The organism is Pseudoalteromonas sp. T1lg48, from assembly GCF_002964785.1.
GTDB lineage: Bacteria > Pseudomonadota > Gammaproteobacteria > Enterobacterales > Alteromonadaceae > Pseudoalteromonas.
Window position 1 is genome coordinate 136,946 of record NZ_PQCC01000022.1, and the last position, 19,756, is coordinate 156,701.

Sequence of the window (19,756 nt, forward strand, 5' to 3'; positions counted from 1 at the left end):
AAATAGGTATTAAGAATATGGGTTTTAAATGTGGCATCGTTGGCTTACCAAACGTCGGTAAATCAACTCTATTTAATGCACTTACCAAAGCAGGTATTGAAGCACAAAACTTCCCGTTTTGTACGATTGAACCAAACACAGGTGTTGTGCCTGTTCCAGATGCGCGCCTAACTCAACTGGCTGAAATCGTAAACCCACAACGCATCCTACCTACGACCATGGAGTTTGTGGATATCGCCGGTCTAGTAAAAGGCGCTTCTAAGGGTGAAGGTCTGGGTAACCAATTCCTTGCCAATATTCGCGAAACCGATGCCATTGGTCACGTTGTTCGTTGTTTTGAGAACGAAAACATCGTGCACGTAGCCGGTACAATCGACCCAGCTGACGATATCGACGTTATCAACACCGAGCTAGTACTTGCCGACATGGACACCGCCGATCGCGCCATGCAACGTCAAGCGAAAAAAGCCAAAGGTGGCGACAAAGACGCTAAATTTGAAATTCAGGTACTTGAGAAAGTAAAAGAGCACCTTGATGAAGGCTTAACGCTGCGCTCATTAGGCTTAGAGAAAGAAGAAAAAGCGGCTATCGCTTACCTTAACTTCTTAACCATCAAACCAACCATGTACATTGCCAACGTCAATGAAGATGGCTTTGAAAATAATCCTCACCTGGACAAGGTGCGTGAAATCGCCGCTGCAGAAGACGCCGTTGTGATCCCGGTGTGTGCGGCCATCGAAGCCGAGCTTTCAGAGCTTGACGACGAAGACCGTGATGAGTTTATGGCCGATTTAGGTCTAGAGGAGCCGGGCCTGAACCGCGTGATCCGTGGTGGTTATGAGCTGTTAAAACTACAAACCTACTTTACCGCCGGTGTTAAAGAGGTTCGCGCCTGGACTATTCCTGTCGGTGCCACGGCACCACAAGCCGCTGGTAAGATTCACACCGATTTTGAACGAGGCTTTATCCGCGCGCAAACCATCGCCTTCGATGACTACATCGCGTTTAAAGGTGAAAATGGCGCCAAAGAAGCGGGTAAGATGCGTCAAGAAGGTAAAGATTACATTGTTAAAGATGGCGATGTGATGAACTTCTTGTTCAACGTATAAAAAGTTTTTATGCCGACTAGCCCGCTATTAGCGGGCTTTTTTGTAGGCTTTTTAAGCAAGATAAGTCGATTTTCACTCGCTTCGTTTGTTTTTCAGGCAAACGGTTCATCCTGAATATGTTTTTATCAAAAAAGGTGTTGACGCGGTTTCACCATATCAGCATAATACGCCCCGCATCAGCGATGATGACAAACAAAAGTTGGCTACGTAGCTCAGTTGGTTAGAGCACATCACTCATAATGATGGGGTCCCCTGTTCAAATCAGGGCGTAGCCACCATTTTCAACTACCAAAGAAAATGGTTATGCTAGTTTGTATGCGGGAGTGGCGGAATTGGTAGACGCGCTGGATTTAGGTTCCAGTATCTTCGGATGTGTGAGTTCAAGTCTCACCTTCCGCACCATGTTCTTGATAAGAATTAAAACTATCAAACTCTATTGCTGGAGTATCGCCAAGCGGTCAGGCAGCGGGTTTTGATCCCGCCATTCCCAGGTTCAAATCCTGGTACTCCAGCCATCTCTTCTTGAGATAAATGCGGGAGTGGCGGAATTGGTAGACGCGCTGGATTTAGGTTCCAGTATCTTCGGATGTGTGAGTTCAAGTCTCACCTTCCGCACCATGTTCTCGATAAGAACTAAAATAATCAGCTCTTTTTGGTGTATCGTTGGAGTATCGCCAAGCGGTAAGGCAGCGGGTTTTGATCCCGCCATTCCCAGGTTCAAATCCTGGTACTCCAGCCATTTTCTAGAGTCATCTAGAATTTGAGAATATGCCGAAAATACATTGCGATAGCGCGAATTGGCAGTTGTCTTGACTTAGACGCTGGATTTAGATTCCCTATCAAAATGTGAATAATACATTGCGGGAGTGGCGGAATTGGTAGACGCGCTGGATTTAGGTTCCAGTATCTTCGGATGTGTGAGTTCAAGTCTCACCTTCCGCACCATGTATTAATCTTCTAAGTTATCCTTCAAAACCTCTATCTTAATTCGTAAAAATCTCAGAGTGATTAAATTACTCTCCATCTGTTTTTATTTTCCCTTCTTGCTCTGGCACAAAAAAGCTGCCCTATTGAGCAGCTCAAAAACGTTTGCCTTCGTTTTACAATCAAGTAACGCCGCCCATGGCGTGTTTTAATACTTGTCTTTTAATTGGTCCTGATTTATTTGCCGCAGATAAAGCGAGATTGCGTAGCCTCTTCAACGGAGATAGGCTATTTGAGAAGCCAAAGTAGCACGCATCCATCATGCTCATCATCAGTAAGTTCTCACCTCGTCTTTGGCGTTGATAGCGGTTTAAGGCGTCATCCAGAGACTCGCAACCTTCGAGTGCGTGTGTCAGGGCGACAACGTCTTTAAAGCCTAAATTAACTCCCTGCCCCGCTAGCGGGTTAATTGTATGCGCCGCATCCCCTACTAAAGCGAGGCGCTTGCTCACATAGGTATTTGCATGTTGGCGGGCCAGAGGGAACACCGCCGCTGTCACCACTTCAAAGTCGCCCGGAAGCTCAAAGAAGTGCTCTTGAATACGCTGCTTAAGGGTGGCTCCGTCCAACTGTTGTAACGCTTTAAGTTTCGACCCTTCGTCATACCAAATGAGATTGGCATAGGGATATTGCATAGGCAGAAAAGCAATCGGGCCAGTGGGTTTAAATTGTTGCCAGGTTTTCGTTTGTTGTGGTGCGTCAAGCTTTATCAGTATGCCCATGCAGTGCTGCTGGTATTGCCAACCGGTCACACCAATTCCCGCCAATTGACGAATACGAGAGCGGCCACCATCGGCGGCAATAATCAAATCACACTCGAATTGCTCGTGTTCATAGATTAGGGTGGCCCCCTGAGGCGTCTGCAGCAATTGCTGGGCCTGCCCCTCGGGTGAGCATACCTTAATGTCGTACTTTTCAAACTGGGCCCATAAGGCCGCCTGAATAAGTTTGTTCTCCACCAGGTGTCCTAAATGACTGGCACCGAGTTCCTGGCTGTCAAACAGCAACTGCTCAGGCTTGTCTTCGTACGCCTCCAATTGAGTATATTGGGCTATACGGTTTTGACGCAAAGCCGGCATGGCGCCCAACTCATCCAGAAGCTGTTCGGAGAAGCGGTTAATGGCGGATACGCGAATATCGACCTGGTCGCTTTGTAGTACCGCCTGCGGGTCTATTACCTGCTGCTCGATAACGCATACCTGCATGCCCTGCTTGGCAAGCTTGATGGCACAGGCTGCGCCCACCATACCGCCACCGACAATCAGCACCTGTTTTACACTCATTGGCCTTGTCTCTTATTCTTGTTTCGCTGGCTCAATTGTAACCCAGTTCTTTATGCAAATGGCAGTTGCTGGCATCAAGATGTCAAGCATCTTTGATTTACTGCACTGTGGCGCGGCAAATATCAAAACTATACTTGGCTCATAGCGCGATAGCATATAAAATACGCGTCCTTTAGGCTAAGCTAAGTCAATGACCACAGGTCCAGAGTATTAACTTGGCCTAGTCGTGCATAGTCAGTACCGGATTGAAAACGAGGCAATATTTCAATGAGCAAAAAGCTGCATATTAAAACCTGGGGTTGTCAGATGAATGAATATGACTCCCAGAAAATGGCGGATCTTCTAGATGATACCAATGGTTATCAACTGACCGAAGAGGCCGAAGATGCGGATGTTATTTTGCTTAACACCTGTTCTATCCGTGAAAAAGCACAAGAGAAAGTATTCCACCAGTTAGGTCGCTGGAAGCCGTTAAAAGATAAAAACCCGGACCTGGTTATCGGTGTGGGTGGCTGTGTGGCCTCACAAGAAGGCGACTCTATTCGCCAACGCGCACCTTTTGTAGACATCGTATTTGGCCCGCAAACCTTGCACCGCCTGCCGGAAATGATCCAGCAAGTACAGGCCAAAGAAGGCTCGGTAGTCGATATTACCTTCCCGGAAATCGAGAAGTTCGACCGTTTGCCAGAGCCTAAAGCAGAAGGCCCAAGTGCATTCGTTTCAATTATGGAAGGTTGCTCTAAATACTGTACCTTCTGCGTGGTGCCTTACACCCGTGGTGAAGAAGTAAGCCGCCCTCTTGATGATGTGTTGCTTGAAGTGGCTCAATTAGCCGAGCAAGGCGTGCGTGAAGTAAACCTGCTTGGTCAAAACGTAAATGCCTACCGTGGTGCCACCCATGACGGCGAGATTTGCTATTTCTCAGATCTACTGCGTTATGTTGCCGCCATCGATGGTATCGACCGTATTCGTTACACCACGTCGCACCCGGTTGAATTTACGCAAGACATCATCGATGCCTATGCCGATGTGCCTGAGCTAGTTGATCACTTACACTTGCCAGTGCAAAGTGGCTCGGACCGCATTCTTAATCTGATGAAACGTGGTCACATGGCGATGGAATACAAGTCGACAATTCGTGCCCTGCGCAAGGTGCGCCCGAATATCAGCATGAGCTCGGATTTCATCATCGGCTTCCCAGGTGAAACCACCGAAGACTTCGAAGCAACCATGAAGCTTATTAATGACATCGGCTTCGATATGAGCTTTAGCTTTATCTATAGCGCCCGCCCGGGTACGCCAGCGGCCGATTTACCGGATGACGTAAGCGAAGACGAGAAAAAGCAACGCCTTTACATTTTACAAGATCGCATCAACCAAATGGCACAGAAGATCAGCCGTGATATGTTTGGTACCGAGCAACGCATTTTGGTTGAAGGACCATCGAAAAAGAACCCGATGGAACTACGCGGCCGTACCGAGAACAACCGTGTGGTAAACTTTGAAGGTCCACATTCGGTGATCGGTCAATTTGTCGATGTACGTATTACCGAAGCGTTACCAAACTCGCTGCGTGGTGAACTTATCCGTACCGAAGCAGATATGAATCTGCGTCGTGACGTGGCTCCAAGCGATATTCTCGCCAAGGTGCCGAGTGAAGAGCAAACCAACGAGATTGGCGTGGGTACTTTTACCCCTAATTAATAAAAATAATGCGCTGTGGCCCATGCCGCGGCGCCAATCAACAGGAAGCAACTTTGAGTAACCAGTTAAAGAACATCGATATTTATTTAGAACCGTCCGATAATGCCCGCCTTTCTTCCTTATGCGGTCCTTTTGACGAGAATATAAAACACATCGAGCGTCGCCTGGGAGTTGAAATTGCGCACCGCGAAAACCTCTTTAAAATAACCGGCAAACCACACACGGCAAAGGCCGCAGGCGAAATCATTAAAAGCCTGTATGTTGAAACCGCGCCGGTCAAAGGCAAACAAAAAGAAATCGAGCCTGAGCATGTGCATCTGGCCATCATTGAAGCCGATGTCCTAGAGCAGGAAGCCCCCAGTGTGTGGGGCAAAGAAGTCTTTATTAAAACCCGCCGTGGTGTGGTAAAGCCACGTAATCCAAATCAAAGCCAGTATGTGGCCAACATTCTTAATCATGACATTTGTTTTGGTATTGGTCCTGCCGGTACGGGTAAAACCTATTTGGCGGTTGCAGCCGCCGTCGATGCGTTAGAACGCCAGGAAATCCGCCGCATTTTGCTTACTCGTCCAGCAGTGGAAGCCGGTGAAAAGCTGGGTTTCTTGCCGGGTGACTTAACCCAGAAAATCGACCCCTATTTGCGCCCACTCTACGATGCCCTGTTTGAAATGCTGGGCTTTGAAAAGGTCGAGCGTCTAATTGAGAAAAACGTGATTGAGGTTGCGCCGCTAGCCTATATGCGTGGTCGCACCTTAAATGACGCCTTTATCATTCTCGATGAGAGCCAAAACACCACGGTGGAACAAATGAAGATGTTCCTCACCCGTATCGGCTTTAATTCCAAGGCGGTGATCACAGGTGATATCACTCAGGTCGACTTACCTCGTGGTGCTCGCTCGGGCCTGCGTCATGCCATCGAAGTGCTCAGTGATGTCGATGAAATTAGCTTTAATTTCTTCCAGTCTCATGACGTCGTGCGTCACCCAGTGGTAGCGCGTATCGTCGAAGCCTATGAAGTGCACGATGAAGCAGAGCGTGCTAAGCGCCTGCAAAAAGAGCAAGCCAGAAAAGAGTCAGACCAATGAGCACCACCGTCGATCTGCAAATAGCCTGTGAGTTTGATAACTTACCCAGCGAGGCCCAATTTCAACGTTGGGCGGCGCTGGTGCTTGATGAGCTTAAACCCGACTCCGAGGTCACCATTCGCATCGCCGATGAACAGGAAAGCCAAAGCCTGAACCACAGCTATCGTGGTAAAGACAAGCCGACCAATGTCTTATCCTTTGAGTTTGACGCCCCTGCCGGTATCGAATTACCCTTGGTGGGTGATTTGATTATTTGCCCGCAAGTAGTATATGGTGAAGCGCTGGAGCAGCAAAAAGCGTTTCATGACCACTTTGCCCACATGGTGGTGCACGGATGCTTGCATTTGCTTGGCTATGACCATATAAATGAGACAGATGCCGAGATTATGGAAGCCTTGGAAAAGCGTCTGCTGGCCAGCATAAATATTAGCGACCCATACAGGGATGATGAGTGTTAATCCCAATAGTGAGCAAGGTCTCATTATCGGAATTAATTCAACTTGGAGCGCATAAAGCTAATGAGCGACGAAAACTCGCATAGTAGAGAGGGTTCTTCTGGAAAATCCTGGATTGATCGTATCAGCCAGATGTTTCAAGGGGAGCCCCAAAATAAGGAACAGCTGGCAGAAGTGATCTCAGACGCCCAGGAGCGCGATCTGATCGATCCGGAAACCAAGGAAATGATTGAAGGTGTTTTGGGTGTATCTGAACTCAAAGTACGGGATATCATGATCCCCCGCTCACATATGATCACCCTGGATGTCGACAAGCCCTTGTTCGACCAATTACCGCAGATGATCGAGTCGTCGCACTCGCGTTTCCCTGTGGTCTGCGAGGACAAAGATCATATTGAAGGGATTTTGCTGGCAAAAGATTTGCTTCCCCTCCTCATGGATAAAAAAGCCGATCTTCCCACTTTACGCGAAGTATTGCGTCCGGTTGTGGTGGTGCCCGAAAGCAAGCGCGTTGATACCTTGCTTAACGAGTTCCGCCAGCAACGCTACCATATGGCCATTGTAATTGATGAATATGGTGGTGTATCCGGCCTGGTAACCATTGAAGACATATTGGAAATTATCGTCGGCGAAATCGAAGATGAGCACGATGATGAGGAAGAAAATCTGCAAATCAAGCAGATTTCAAAACATGTGTTTTCGGTGCAAGCCCTCACTCCTATCGACGAATTTAACGATAAATTCAATACCGATTTCGATACCAATGAGGCCGATACCATAGGTGGTATTGTACTCCATGCCTTTGGCCATATGCCTGGGCGCGGTGAAATCATCGACATTGACCCTTTGCAGTTTAAGGTAACAAACTCCGACAGCCGTCGTATTTTGCAGCTGCAAGTCACTCTGCCAAAATCCAACGATGGCGAAGACTCTGACGCGGCTTAAGGGCGCCTTAAGGGATAATAAAACCTGGCTGGCCTTCGTGGCCGGCCTTGTTTTAACCCTCGCCTACGCTCCTTTTTCACTCTGGCCCATCGCCTTTATTAGCATCGCTCTATTGAGCTGGTGCAGTTATCAACACCCACCGAAAAAAGCAGCCTGGTACGGCTTTACCTTTGGCCTCGGCTGGTTTGGTGCCGGTATTAGCTGGGTTCATGTTTCCATCGCCGAGTTCGGTGGTTTGCCCATTATCGCATCCCTGGCAGTAATGGCCCTACTGGTAGGTTATTTGGCCCTGTATCCGGCCTTGGCGCTGGCACTTACCGCCTGGTGCTATCGTCGTACCGGCAGCTGGTTTGCACCCTTTTTGATAAGCTTTGCATTTGCTGAATGGTTGCGTAGCACCCTGTTAACCGGCTTTCCCTGGCTGTCCCTTGGCTATACGCAAACCGATTCTCAGCTCAACATGCTGGCCCCCCTGGTCGGCGAATTTGGCCTCGCTAGTATCGTATTGGCACTCGGTTATAGCCTGTTCATCTTGGTCCATAAGCGTGCCTGGCAACCCTTGGTTGGCATCAGTGCACTCGTGACCGTGATCTCGCTTATCGCGCACTTTGCGCCTGCTAATACCTATGCTAACAAGCACCTGTCCGTAGCCCTGGTGCAAGGTAATATTAAGCAGAGCATGCGCTGGGAGCCGGAGAACTTCTGGCCGACCATGCTCAAATATCAGGATATGACCCGCAAGCATTGGCAGGCGGATCTGGTGGTATGGCCTGAGGCAGCGGTACCCGAGCTGGAATCACTGGCCGGAGACTTTCTGCGCTCTCTGGATAAGGCCGCGGTCTTTAACAACAGTGCTCTGATCACCGGTATAGTCGATTATCAGTATGATACCCGTAAGGCTTATAACACCCTTGTGGTTGTCGGTAAACAAGAGGCCGACAGTGATGAAGGGCAATATAATTACCTGCATAAAAATCGCTATCGCAAACACCAATTGTTGCCCATTGGCGAATTTGTGCCTTTTGAAGACCTGTTACGCCCCATCGCACCGCTATTCGACTTGCCCATGTCGAGCTTTAGTCGCGGTGAACGGGTGCAGAATAACCTAATTGCCAACGGCTATCATATTTTGCCGGCAATTTGCTACGAAATCGCCTTCCCCGATTTGGTTCGTGCCAACTATCGCAGTGACTCGGATATTCTCTTTACCGTCAGTAATGACGCCTGGTTTGGCGACTCGCACGGCCCCCATCAACATATGCAAATATCACGCATGCGGGCATTGGAGCTGATGCGACCCCTGGTTCGCGTTACCAACACCGGGGTGACCGGAGTCTATGATCCGCTGACGCAAAAACAAGTGAGCCTGCCCCAGTTCGCCGATGATGTGCTGCTCACTGACGTACAGCTTATCGCTGGCGACAGCTTTTATGCGCGCCAGGGTCAATGGCCGGTATGGCTTTTGCTGATTGGGTTTGCACTGCTTAGCATGGGTAATACCTACCGACGTAAAAAAGGCGCTGAATAAGCGCCTGTTTTACTCTCTTAATCAAAGTTACTTATCCAGATAATCAAACACCAGATTAGTTAAGGCCTTCACGCCCAAAGGCAACCCCTGCTCATCGATATAAAAGTGCGGTGAGTGATTGCTTGGCGCCGTTTTCGCATCCTGATCTGCCGGTGTGATCCCTAAGAAAAAGAACATTCCCGGTGTTTCCAAGGCATAGTATGAAAAGTCTTCGGCACCGGTGATCAAATCGGTGATAATGACATTATCCTTACCCGCCGCCTGCTCCAGGGTAGGCATCATCTGCGCCGTTAATACCGGGTTATTGACCGTCACCGGGTAACCATGGTCTATATGCACCTCGGCCTTGGCTCCAGCTGCCTGTGCGGTTAATTCGGCGGTATGCTTTAAGCGCTTTTTAATGTCGGCGCGCATATCCTGATCAAAGGTACGAATGGTACCGACCATTTCCACCTCATCGGGAATAATGTTATTACGCACGCCACCTTTTATGGCTCCGAAGGAAATAACCGAAGGCGCCTTAGTGACATCCACCTGCCGTGAAGCTATGGTTTGGGTGGCCATAATAATTTGACTGGACGCCACGATAGGATCTATGCCATTCCACGGCCTCGAACCATGGGTCTGACGGCCACTGACCGTGATGCTAAAGGCATCCGAGCTGGCCATTAGCGGCCCCGAACGCAAACCTATCTGGCCACTGTTTAATGACGAGGTCACATGCAAACCGAAAACCGCCTCCGGCTTTTCGGCAAACAAACCTTCTTTCAGCATCAGCTCGGCCCCCCTCCTCACCTTGGGGCGCCCCTTCTTCCGCGGGTTGAAATATCAATAATACATCGCCGGCAAGCTGATCTTGTAACGCCACCAGCGACTGTGCCACCGCCATCAGGATGGCCACGTGAGCGTCATGGCCACAGGCATGCATCACGCCCACGTCTTCACCGCGATAGCTGGACGTTTGCTTTGAGGCAAAGGGTAAGTCTACCTGCTCGGTCACCGGCAGAGCATCCATATCGGCGCGCAACGCAATCAAAGGGCCACTTTTGCCACCCTTAATTTTTGCCACCACCCCAGTATGGGCAACGCCAGTTTGTACCTCTAGACCTAAACTTTTGAGGTGCTCGGCGATATATTTGGCGGTAGTAAACTCACGGTTACTAAGCTCAGGGTATTGATGTAAATGACGACGCCATTCGATCTACTTCTCCCCTACCTCGGCATTAGCGGTATCGATTTGCGCCGCTAAAGAGGCGGCATAAGTGTGCGCGCTCAGGCCCGTAAAGGCGCTAAAAAGCAGTGCGTGGCATAATGGCTTACGTAGTTTCATTGATTCATCCCCTGTTGAATGCATTTGGCTGCTGGCTCTGTGAACGGCACAGCTGTACTAAAAGTAGGCTATCAGGGGAGCAATCAAAAGCACAATGCGACAAAAGGCAGGTATAAAAAACCACCGCAGAGGCGGTGGTTTTTTTGATTGATTGGTACTCAGTTAACCGAGGCGCAGTAGTTCAACCTCAAAAACGAGGGGACTAGCCGGTTCGATAATTCCCACGCGGCGATCACCATAGGCAAGATGAGCGGGAATATACAAGGTGGCCTTATCGCCCACACGCATTTGTTGCAGCCCCAATTGCCAGCCCTTGATCACCTGATTCAATTTAAAATCTAGGGGCTTGTCACGTTTAAAGGAGCTGTCAAACTCGCGTCCATCGATCAGGGTGCCACGATAGTGCACACACACCTTGGATGTTGGCTCTGGCCGTGCTCCTTCATCGCTACGGGTATGCCACAGGATTTGCACCCCACTTGGCAGCTCTTCCAGGCTATCCTGCTCTTTGTTTTTGGCAAAGAAGTCGGCTTCCTTTTGCTTATTAACCGCCGCGACCTTGCGATTACGCAGGTGCCCGCGTATGGTCAAAACCAGTAACACCAGGATGATCGCAGACAAAATAAGATTAAGCATCGTCTTCGTCCTCCCCACCGACAATGGCGGCAATTTCGCGCAGTCTGTTCATAGCTAGGTCGTGGATACTGCCCTTGGGATAAGCGCCATCTTTACGCTCACCACATTCCTTACCCGTCAGCAGGCTAAGGGCTTCATCGACACTGGCCACCGGGTAGATATGAAAACGCCCCTGTTCCACCGCATCGATCACATCTTGATTCAGCACTAGGTTTACGCAGTTTGACTTCGGAATAATAACCCCTTGCTCGCCACTTAAGCCACGCATTTGACAGAGCTTGAAGAACCCTTCAATTTTTTCATTCACACCGCCAATGGCCTGTACCTCACCACGTTGGTTAATCGAACCTGTCATGGCGATACCTTGATCGATTGGCACCCGAGTAATACTCGAGACCAAGGCGCACAGTTCCGCCAAAGACGCACTGTCGCCATCGATATACCCATAGCTTTGCTCGATAGCAATATTGGCGCTGAGGGTCAGGCTGAAATCCTGGGCATATTTGCTGCCAAGATAACCGGTCAGCAACATCACTCCTTTAGAGTGAATCGCCTTACCCAGCTCCGCCTCACGCTCGATATCGATAACGCCATCGCTACCGGCATACACAGAAGCACTGATGCGCGCCGGAGTACCAAAAGAAGTATCACCCACATGTAAAACCGTTAGGCCATTGACCATGCCTACGGCCTTGCCCTCGGTGGCAATCAAAATGTGGCCTTCACGAATATCGCTGAGCATGTGTTCGCTCATTTGCCCGGTACGGTACTCCTTGCCAGCCAGCGCTTCGTGGACATGACTGGCATGGATTTGCTCGCTCTGATCCTGGCGAGCGTAATAGCTGGCCTCCGCCACCAACTCCATCAAATCGGCAAAGCGCGCCGAGAGTTTTTGTTGGTGTTCGGCCTGACGATGGCTAAAGCGCAGCAATAATGACATGGCATCGCAATTGACCTCGGTTTTCAAGGTCTCGCGACAATATTCCTGTACCTTGCTAATAAACTGGTACTGGTATTTATCCGTCCCCGGAAGATAGAAATCGAAATCCGCCAGTACCCTGAAGTGCTCGGCAAATTCTTCATCGTATTCGTTCAAGGTGTAATAGAGTTCGCGCGAGCCCAGCAAGATGACTTTAACATCCAAAGGAATAAGCTGCGGGCGCAGGGTAAAACTGCTGCCTACCGAGCTGTCCTGATAGGGTAAGTCATTTTTGATCTGATGGGTTTTTAACGACAGCTTTAACCCGTCCCACACCTGGGCGTTGGCCATCACCTTCTCCGCATCCATGATCAAGTAACCGCCATTGGCGCGATGTAAGGCGCCGGGCTGAATACTGCGATAACTGGTGACCAAAGACCCTTGCGAGGTGGAGTATTCAATCTTACCAAAGAGGTTCCCGAAGGTCGGGTTCGGCTCGTAGATCACTGGTGCCGCATCGTTTTCCTTGTAAGGCACCAGCAGGTTTGGGGCAAAGAATTCGGTAAGCATTTCCTTGCGGTCATACTCTTCTTCGCTCTTGTCATTGCTCTGCTCTTCATCGAGCCACTCCAGTACGGTATCGACCAGCTCGGAGCGCAGATCTTTTAAATAGCGCAACACGCCGATATGGGTGGCGTATTTGTGCTCCAGCTCGCGCAATAACGGCTTAATGGCCGCCTCTGCGGTGGCCTTTTTCAGCTTACGCAGCGCTTCGCTGGACTCGCGCTTCCATTTCGGCAGCTCGATCAAGGCATCGATTAAGGCGTCTTCAAGCTCGGTAATAGCGCTAATAAAACGCTCCTGAATGTGCTCGTCGAGGGCGCTAAATTGCTCATCGCTTAGACGTTGGTTGTTTACTATGGGCACAAAGCCAACGTTGTTTTGATCCTCGATCAGCTCAACACTGTGTTCACTGGCCAGCTCCTCGACATGAGCCAGCGCATCTTCGTATTTGTCTTCAAATTCACGGTCGATGGACTTTTTCTTGCGCTGATAGCCAGGGTTGTCAAAGGCAGCAGGAAAGGTATCCAGAATTTCCTCGAGCACGGCATCGATATCATCGACCAAAATCTGCCCTTCGCCCGGATTCATCAACAAGGCAATGGGTTCGCGGTGATCCTGGTAGTTATTCACATACAACCATTCTCTGGGCGTTTCCCTGTCCTTGGCATATTGCTGAAGCTTATGTTGCACCAAGGTATATCGTCCTAGCGCCGGCTCGCCCATCACATAGGCATTGTAACCGGGCAAATGCATGCCCAAAGCAAAATCGAGGGCGCTATCGGCACGTTTTTGGCCGATAAAAGGCAGCTCTTCTGGATAAGGGTGAGTGAGGCAAGTACGAATGTGATTTTCGGAAATTTGCGGCGCAAGAGCGCTAGCACTTAAGGAGCTAACAGCGCCTGATGTCTTATGTTTCATACAACACGTCTTTTGCTGGGCCCATTGCCGAGCCCTTGTTATTTTTAACGCCGCTCAGACTGACTATGGCTGCAGCGCCTGACGATTAAAGTGAATGCCACCGCACTCGGTGCAGGGCAAGATTTCACTGGGGTGGTAAACATCTACCTTCTGATGGCAATTTTGGCACACTAAGGTGCCCATGGCTATCCATTCTCCGCTATGATAAACCCCTTTATGTTTAAAGTCTTGGCTCAGCGCCTGCCACTCTAGCTGGGACTTGTCTTCGATATGGGCCAGCTCATACCAAAGACTCTCTTTGAGTTCCTGCCACGCCAGTGAATTATAATAGCTCTCGTGCTCGATAAAATGGTCGATATCCCGGGCCAGATAGCGCTTATACTCTTCGTATTTATCCTTGCTTAAATCCTTCAGTGCTTGCTTAGACTCTAAAAAACTTGCCACCATGTCTTTGACTTCATGGTCGTTAACATCCTTTAGCCAGTCGCTAAGATGCGATAACCATTGACGATAATCTGCCATATTGACTCCTTGCACAAAATTCACCTCTACTAGTTAACTATAGTCCGCCTATCGACAATTCAATAATGGCGACAAAAAAGCCTGTCCCTTGCTGTGATTAGCCATAGATTTGGGGTATGCTATCGGGCAAATTTGTCATCATTTTGCAAGAAGTCTGGAAGAGTAGATGCAAGAGCAATATAACCCGCAGGAAATTGAAGCGAAAGCCCAGTCATACTGGGAAGAAAACAAGGTATTTAAGGTCACAGAAGACGAATCGAAAGAGAAGTTTTACTGTCTCTCCATGTTCCCTTACCCCAGTGGTCGACTGCACATGGGTCATGTGCGCAACTACACCATTGGTGATGTAGTTTCTCGCTTCCAACGCCTGCAAGGCAAAAACGTCATGCAGCCTATGGGTTGGGATGCTTTTGGTCTGCCTGCGGAAAACGCCGCAATTAAAAACAACACCGCGCCGGCTAACTGGACCTATCAAAATATTGATTACATGCGTAACCAGCTGAAATTGCTTGGCTTTGGTTATGACTGGGACCGCGAAATCGCCACCTGTCACCCTGAATACTATAAGTGGGAACAGTGGTTCTTCACTAAGCTTTACGAAAAAGGCTTGGTATACAAGAAAATGTCAACGGTTAACTGGGACCCAGTAGACCAAACCGTGCTTGCCAACGAGCAGGTCATTGACGGTAAAGGCTGGCGTTCAGGTGCCGTGGTTGAACAAAAAGAAATTCCGCAGTGGTTTATTAAAATCACCGACTACGCCCAAGAATTGCTAGATGACTTAGACAAACTTGAGCACTGGCCTGAGCAAGTACGCACCATGCAGCGTAACTGGATTGGCCGCTCTGAAGGCGTGGATATCACCTTTAAACGTGCCGATGGCAAAGGTGAATTCAGCGTTTACACTACCCGTCCCGATACCTTTATGGGCGTAAGCTATGTGGCCGTGGCCGCAGCACACCCGATTGCCCAAGAAGCGGCTGCAGCCAATGCCGAGGTAGCGGCTTTCGTTGAAGAGTGTAAAAACACCAAAGTGGCCGAAGCAGACGTTGCCACCATGGAGAAAAAGGGTATCGCCACCGGTCTATACGCCATTCACCCATTAACGGGTCAGGAAGTGCCTATCTGGATCGCCAACTTCGTATTGATGGATTACGGTTCGGGTGCGGTTATGGCCGTCCCGGCGCACGACCAACGCGACTTCGAGTTTGCTACCGCCTATGGCCTTGAGATCAAACAGGTTATTGCCGCCAATGACGGTGACGAGTGCGATCTAACAAAAGCCGCTTACACGGAAAAAGGCACGCTGGTTAACTCTGGTGAGTTTGACGGCCTGGATTTTGATGGCGCTTTTAATGCCATTGCCGACAAGCTTACCGAGCTTGGCGTGGGTGAGCGCAAGGTAAACTTCCGTCTGCGCGACTGGGGTGTGAGCCGTCAGCGTTACTGGGGCTCTCCTATTCCTATGCTAAATAAAGAAGATGGCTCTGAGCTGGCCGCACCTGAAGACATGCTGCCGGTGCGCTTGCCTGAAGACGTGGTCATGGACGGTGTAACCTCGCCGCTCAAATCCGATCCAGAGTGGGCCAAAGCAACCATCAACGGTGAAACCGTATTCCACGAAACAGACACCTTCGACACCTTTATGGAGTCGTCTTGGTACTACGCCCGTTACTGTAGCCCGCGCTACGATGAAGGCATGCTGGAGCCGGGTGCGGCCAACTACTGGCTACCGGTAAACCAATACATTGGCGGTATCGAACACGCTATTTTGCACCTGCTTTATGCCCGCTTCTTCCACAAGCTGCTGCGCGACTTCGGTCTGGTTAATTCGGACGAACCGTTCGAGCGCCTGCTTTGTCAGGGCATGGTACTTGCGGAAACTTACTTCCGTAAGGATGAAAAAGGCGGTGACATCTGGATTTCACCCACAGACGTTGAAACCGAAAAAGACGATAAGGGCCGTATTATTAAGGCCTGGCATAAAGATGACGGCCAGCCGGTAGAAAGTGCCGGTATGAGCAAGATGTCGAAGTCGAAAAATAACGGTATCGACCCGCAACAGGTTATCGAGCAATACGGTGCCGACACCGTACGCTTGTTTATGATGTTTACCGCACCACCTGAGCAAACGCTGGAATGGTCAGATTCGGGTGTGGAAGGTGCACACCGCTTTATCAAACGTGTGTACAAGTACGCTGTTGATGTGAAAAATGCGGGCTTCGTTGCGCTAGATGTTGCTGCGCTTTCGAAAGAGCAAAAAGAGCTACGCCGTGAACTACACAAAGCCATTGCCAAGATCACCGATGACCTAGAGCGCCGTCAAACCTTCAACACCGCCATTGCCGCGGTGATGGAGCTATCGAATAAGCTGATCAAGGCACCACTTGAGAGCGAAGGTGACAAAGCGGTTGCTAATGAAGCACTTGAAGCCATGTTGATCATGCTTGCGCCGATCACGCCGCACCTGTCACACCAGCTATGGCAAGACCTGGGTAAAGAAGGCGATGTGCTTGACGCTAGCTGGCCGGTTGCCGATGAAGCGGCTATGGTTGAAAGTGAAAAGCTGGTTGTTGTACAGATCAACGGTAAGGTGCGTGCGAAGCTGACGCTTGCGGCGGATGCCGATCAAGAAGCGGTAGAAAAAGCTGCCTTTGCCGATGCCAATGTGCAGAAATTCACCGAAGGCCTCACTGTGCGTAAAGTGATTTATATCAAAGGTAAAGTACTTAACGTGGTGGCGAACTAAGATGTTCGCCCCATCGCGTTTGCTCAACCTTATGATGCTCGGCTGCTTAGCGCTTATGCTAAGCGGCTGTGGCTTTCATTTAAAAAGAGCTTCTGACCTACCCGCGGATCTCATGACCCTGGAAGTCACGGCGACAGACCCTAACTCAGCGCTTTACGCCGAGGTATTAAAGGAGCTTGAACGTGGCAACGTTCAGGTTAATCAAAACCTCAGCGCCAATTCCCCCACACTTACCCTTAACGCCGACGGCCTCGACAGACGCGTTCTGTCGCTGTTTAAAAATGGTCAGGTGGCGGAATATGAGCTGATTTATTCGGTCTCTTATCGCCTCGAACGCGCCAATGCCAAGCCAATTGAGCAATACTTTGAGCTCTATCGCAATTATCAGGACGATCCGGATAATGCCTTAGCTAAAGCCAATGAGATGACCATCTTGCTTGGCGAGCTGCGCAAACAGGCGAGTCGTCGTATCGTCCGTGAGTTGGCCCAGCTCTAATGCGCGTTTACGCTAATCAACTGCCGCAACAGCTACAAAAGGGGTTAGCGCCATTTTATATGGTCTTCGGTGAAGAGCCCTTTCAGGTCAGCGAATGTGTGCAGCAAATTCGCCACAGTGCTAAGCAGCAAGGCTTCGATGAAGTCATTAAGCTTAGCGCCGGAGCGCAATTCGATTGGCAGGAGCTAGACGCCCATTATCAAAGCATGTCGCTCTTTAGTGCCCGCACCCTGATTGAAGTGGATATGGCGGGCCAAAAACCGGGAAAAACCGGGGCCGAGCACCTGAAAAACTATGTACAATCGCCCAACCCGGATTGTGTTATCGTGCTTCACGGCATGAAGGCATCCCAGGAAATTCAGCGCAGCGCCTGGTTTAAAGCCTTAGATCAGCAGGGTCTGTTTATCCCCTGCTACCCCTTGACGGGCAACCATTTACGACGCTGGCTCGATGGCCATTGCCGCCGCCTGCAGTTAAACCTAGAAGGCGACGCGAAACAGGTCTTGCTCGACACCACAGAAGGCAACCTGCTGGCGTGCTACCAGGAGCTGGAAAAGCTTTCCCTGCTCTATGGGCAGCGCGCTATCAACGGCCGCACTCTGCTGGGCACCTTACTGAATCAAAACAAATTCGATATCTTCGATTTGGCCAATGCCATCTTGCTTGGCGATAGCAATAAAGCCATCCAGGTATTAACTCGATTGCAAAACGACAATACCGAGCCCACCGCCATCGCCTGGGCATTAACCAAAGAAGCGCAGCAGTTACAGAAGCTGCAGACATTGCAACAAACAGGACATGACTTTAACAACGCCTGCAAGCAATTGGCGATTTGGAAAAACCAGCAAGGCTTATACAGCCAGGCTCTGCAGCGCCTGCGCAGCGAGCACGTAAGTGAATTACTGGACCTGCTTGCGGATTTCGATAGCGCCTACAAAAGTGGCAAACTGGGCTCTCCGTATCCCATGCTGGCTCACATCAGCGTCAGCTTTTGCCGTTCACTGCCTTTTGCCGCACCTAGCTTTGTGGAGTAAGCATGTTGTTATTTGGCGGCACCTTTGATCCGGTGCATTTTGCCCATCTGAATATGGCCGAACAATGCCTTGAGCATTTCGGCGGTGACACCTTATTTTTTATGCCCAACCGGGTTCCCGCTCATAAACAGGCAAGCGGTATCGACAATGCCGATAAGCTGGCGATGCTGCAATTAGCCATCGCCGCCGAGCCCCGCTTTGCCATCGATGAGCGAGAGTTGCATCGCAGCGGCCCCTCTTATTCACTGTTGAGCCTGCAGGAATTACGCAGCGAACTTGATGCCAGCGGTCGCGAGCAGGAGCCAATCCTGTTTTTATTGGGCATGGACTCATTTAACGGCTTTGATTCCTGGTATCAATGGCGCGACATTCTTGAACTCTGTCACCTGGTGGTGTACCAACGCCCCGATGAGCGCCTTGATCCCTCACCTCAGTTGCAGGCCTATTTAAACCAGCACCAATGCAACCAAGGCGCTGCATTGGAGTCTAAACATGCGGGACTGGTATACTTTTTGGCCGGGCCGCAACGGGCGGTTTCTTCGACCCAAGTACGTGAGCGTTTGCAACGTGGGGAGCCCTGCGAAGATTTAATCCCCGCTGCCGTTAGCCAATATATCCGCGATAAGCGCCTGTATATGCCCGGTTAAAAATGGTAATATCACCCGCTTGAATGAATTAGATTAAACAGAGAGTGTATTTTGCAAACCAACGAACTCCTTGACTTTGCATTAGACAAAATTGACGACATGAAAGCCCGCGACGTGATCACTTTAGACGTGCGCGAAAGCTCAGACATTACCGACTACATGGTGGTGTGCTCTGGTAACTCCAAACGCCAGGTACAATCTATTGCTCACCATCTTGCCAAAGAAGCCAAAGAACATAATCTCGACGTGATCGGCCAAGAAGGTCAGGACGTTGGCGAGTGGGTCTTGGTCGACCTTGGCGATGTAATCGTCCATGTCATGCAAGATGAAACCCGTGACTTCTATCAGTTAGAAAAGCTCTGGGGTTAGGCGGTGAAAATCCAATTGGTCGCCGTGGGCACCAAGATGCCTGCTTGGGTTGAAGCGGGCTTTAGCGAATATCAGCGCCGCTTTCCTAAAGACATGGCGCTGGAGCTGATAGAGATCCCCGCCGGAAAACGCGGCAAGAATGCCGATATCAAACGTATCTTGCAGCAAGAAGGTGAACGCACCCTGGCCGCTATTCCAAAGGGCAATCGCATCGTCACCCTGGAGGTTACCGGTAAGGCCATGGACACCCATCAATTGGCTAAAGCGATGGAAAAATGGCAACTCGATGGCCGAGATGTCAGTTTATTGATCGGTGGTCCGGAAGGTCTGGCACCCGAGTGTATCGCCCGCTCGGAACAAAAATGGTCATTATCGAATTTGACCTTGCCACACCCCTTGGTCCGCATTATTGTAGCTGAAAGCCTGTACCGAGGCTGGAGCTTAAACAACAACCACCCTTATCATCGAGAATAATAACA

16 protein-coding genes, 6 tRNA genes and 1 pseudogene are annotated in these 19,756 nt (G+C 50.0%); 18 read left to right on the top strand and 5 right to left on the bottom strand.

The features are described 5' to 3' along the window. The first annotated feature begins 17 nt into the window (after nt 1-17). The 7 genes from ychF (at nt 18) to C2M29_RS14275 (ending at nt 2,054) form a co-directional block, all read left to right on the top strand. Nucleotides 18-1,109, top strand: coding sequence for a redox-regulated ATPase YchF (gene ychF, locus C2M29_RS14245; protein ID WP_105190425.1), 1,092 nt, complete (start codon nt 18-20; stop codon nt 1,107-1,109). Between the two features lie 201 nt (nt 1,110-1,310). Beyond that, nucleotides 1,311-1,387 (top strand) — tRNA-Met (locus C2M29_RS14250). A 39-nt stretch (nt 1,388-1,426) separates the two neighbouring features. Continuing rightward, a tRNA-Leu gene (locus tag C2M29_RS14255) sits at nt 1,427-1,511 on the top strand. A 38-nt stretch (nt 1,512-1,549) separates the two neighbouring features. Beyond that, a tRNA-Gln gene (locus C2M29_RS14260) sits at nt 1,550-1,624 on the top strand. Nucleotides 1,625-1,642: 18 nt separating this feature from the next. After that, nucleotides 1,643-1,727: transfer RNA gene (locus tag C2M29_RS14265), tRNA-Leu, on the top strand. 46 nt (nt 1,728-1,773) lie between these two features. Next, a tRNA-Gln gene (locus C2M29_RS14270) sits at nt 1,774-1,848 on the top strand. A 121-nt stretch (nt 1,849-1,969) separates the two neighbouring features. Further along, nucleotides 1,970-2,054 (top strand) — tRNA-Leu (locus C2M29_RS14275). A gap of 161 nt (nt 2,055-2,215) precedes the next feature. On the opposite strand, the gene C2M29_RS14280 is transcribed toward C2M29_RS14275, so the two are convergent. Next, on the bottom strand, nt 2,216-3,376 hold the full coding sequence (locus C2M29_RS14280; RefSeq protein ID WP_105190426.1) for an FAD-dependent oxidoreductase: 1,161 nt from the start codon (nt 3,374-3,376) through the stop codon (nt 2,216-2,218). 267 nt (nt 3,377-3,643) lie between these two features. Between C2M29_RS14280 and miaB the strand changes: the two genes are divergently transcribed. Genes miaB through lnt form a run of 5 tightly spaced genes read left to right on the top strand, consistent with a single transcriptional unit; the run spans nt 3,644 to nt 9,093 of the window. Beyond that, nucleotides 3,644-5,080 carry a tRNA (N6-isopentenyl adenosine(37)-C2)-methylthiotransferase MiaB gene (gene miaB / locus C2M29_RS14285; protein ID WP_105190427.1) on the top strand — a complete coding sequence of 479 codons (1,437 nt, stop codon included), beginning with the start codon at nt 3,644-3,646 and terminating at the stop codon, nt 5,078-5,080. A gap of 53 nt (nt 5,081-5,133) precedes the next feature. Then, nucleotides 5,134-6,165: a PhoH family protein gene (locus C2M29_RS14290; protein ID WP_105190676.1), complete on the top strand. Its 1,032-nt coding sequence runs from the start codon at nt 5,134-5,136 to the stop codon at nt 6,163-6,165. Next, entirely contained in the window at nt 6,162-6,623 is a 462-nt protein-coding gene (gene ybeY / locus C2M29_RS14295) for an rRNA maturation RNase YbeY (protein ID WP_105190428.1), read from the top strand. The genes C2M29_RS14290 and ybeY overlap by 4 nt, the downstream gene beginning before the upstream one ends. Before the next feature lie 60 nt (nt 6,624-6,683). Beyond that, entirely contained in the window at nt 6,684-7,565 is an 882-nt protein-coding gene (gene corC / locus C2M29_RS14300; protein ID WP_105190429.1) for a CNNM family magnesium/cobalt transport protein CorC, read from the top strand. Then, entirely contained in the window at nt 7,540-9,093 is a 1,554-nt protein-coding gene (gene lnt, locus C2M29_RS14305; protein WP_105190430.1) for an apolipoprotein N-acyltransferase, read from the top strand. Before corC ends, lnt begins: the two co-directional genes overlap by 26 nt. A gap of 27 nt (nt 9,094-9,120) precedes the next feature. On the opposite strand, the pseudogene C2M29_RS14310 reads toward lnt, so the two are convergent. The 4 genes and pseudogenes from C2M29_RS14310 to C2M29_RS14325 form a co-directional block, all read right to left on the bottom strand. After that, nucleotides 9,121-10,423: pseudogene (locus C2M29_RS14310) on the bottom strand (amidohydrolase). A 162-nt stretch (nt 10,424-10,585) separates the two neighbouring features. Then, on the bottom strand, nt 10,586-11,059 hold the full coding sequence (locus C2M29_RS14315) for an FKBP-type peptidyl-prolyl cis-trans isomerase (protein ID WP_105190431.1): 474 nt from the start codon (nt 11,057-11,059) through the stop codon (nt 10,586-10,588). Then, nucleotides 11,052-13,460: a Lon protease family protein gene (locus C2M29_RS14320; RefSeq protein ID WP_105190432.1), complete on the bottom strand. Its 2,409-nt coding sequence runs from the start codon at nt 13,458-13,460 to the stop codon at nt 11,052-11,054. Before C2M29_RS14320 ends, C2M29_RS14315 begins: the two co-directional genes overlap by 8 nt. A 63-nt stretch (nt 13,461-13,523) precedes the next feature. Further along, a complete protein-coding gene (locus C2M29_RS14325) occupies nt 13,524-13,982 on the bottom strand; it encodes a zinc ribbon-containing protein (RefSeq protein ID WP_105190433.1) in 459 nt (152 codons plus the stop codon). Between the two features lie 166 nt (nt 13,983-14,148). Here C2M29_RS14325 and leuS point away from each other — a divergent pair, with 166 nt between their 5' ends. From leuS to rlmH, 6 genes are read left to right on the top strand one after another with little or no spacing between them, the layout of a single operon-like run. Further along, nucleotides 14,149-16,731, top strand: a complete 2,583-nt coding sequence (gene leuS / locus C2M29_RS14330; RefSeq protein ID WP_105190434.1) for a leucine--tRNA ligase — start codon at nt 14,149-14,151, stop codon at nt 16,729-16,731. Between the two features lies 1 nt (nt 16,732). Beyond that, the gene (locus C2M29_RS14335; protein WP_105190435.1) at nt 16,733-17,227 is read left to right on the top strand and encodes an LPS-assembly lipoprotein LptE; all 495 of its coding nucleotides are present in this window, start codon (nt 16,733-16,735) and stop codon (nt 17,225-17,227) included. Further along, nucleotides 17,227-18,261: a DNA polymerase III subunit delta gene (holA, locus tag C2M29_RS14340; RefSeq protein WP_105190436.1), complete on the top strand. Its 1,035-nt coding sequence runs from the start codon at nt 17,227-17,229 to the stop codon at nt 18,259-18,261. Before C2M29_RS14335 ends, holA begins: the two co-directional genes overlap by 1 nt. 2 nt (nt 18,262-18,263) lie before the next feature. Beyond that, nucleotides 18,264-18,908: a nicotinate-nucleotide adenylyltransferase gene (gene nadD / locus C2M29_RS14345; RefSeq protein ID WP_105190437.1), complete on the top strand. Its 645-nt coding sequence runs from the start codon at nt 18,264-18,266 to the stop codon at nt 18,906-18,908. A 51-nt stretch (nt 18,909-18,959) separates the two neighbouring features. Further along, nucleotides 18,960-19,277 (top strand): ribosome silencing factor, encoded by a 318-nt coding sequence (rsfS, locus tag C2M29_RS14350; protein ID WP_105190438.1) that lies wholly within the window; start codon nt 18,960-18,962, stop codon nt 19,275-19,277. 3 nt (nt 19,278-19,280) lie between these two features. Further along, complete coding sequence (rlmH, locus tag C2M29_RS14355; RefSeq protein ID WP_105190439.1) at nt 19,281-19,751, top strand: 23S rRNA (pseudouridine(1915)-N(3))-methyltransferase RlmH; 471 nt, start codon at nt 19,281-19,283, stop codon at nt 19,749-19,751. Nucleotides 19,752-19,756: the final 5 nt, after the last annotated feature.